Below are 537 nucleotides of genomic sequence, written 5' to 3'. Positions count from 1 at the left end.
GCTGCTTTCCTCGCCGCAGCCGCAGCGGACCCCTCACTCGCGGCGGGAATCTACCCGGACGGGCACGGCGGTATGAGCGAACCGCCGCCGGGGGCACTGACCTACCGGCCATCAGCAGAACTCGTCGCGCTCACACGCGCAACACACTGCACGTGCACATTCCCGGGCTGCAGTGTGCCCGCAGCACGCTGCGAAATCGACCACATCGTCCCGTTCGACCACAACGACCCGAGAGCCGGCGGCTGGACGATCACCTCGAATCTGCAACCACTGTGCCACTACCATCACCAAGCGAAGACGCTCAAACTCTGGGCCGCAGCCACATTGAGTGGAGACGGAATATTCTGGACCTCCTGTTCGGGTCTGCGCAGGATCACCCCGTCGACGTACGGGACGGTCATGGTTCCCGACGACTTCGTACACAACCGGCCCCCGACACCATCACCGGACCCGTCAACCGATCACTACTACCAGCACGTCGACGACGGACACGCTCCCGAATCCACGCCTGCCGAATCCACGCCTGCCGAATCCACG

1 protein-coding gene is annotated in these 537 nt (G+C 64.2%); it reads left to right on the top strand.

All coding sequences use genetic code 11. The annotated features are described in order from the left end of the window. The coding region (locus A2J03_RS31105; protein WP_231912540.1) for an HNH endonuclease signature motif containing protein at nt 1–537 on the top strand (537 nt) is incomplete at both ends.

Source organism: Rhodococcus sp. EPR-157, assembly GCF_001647195.1.
Classification (GTDB): domain Bacteria; phylum Actinomycetota; class Actinomycetes; order Mycobacteriales; family Mycobacteriaceae; genus Rhodococcoides.
This window is presented reverse-complemented; position numbering and strand designations above follow the sequence as displayed.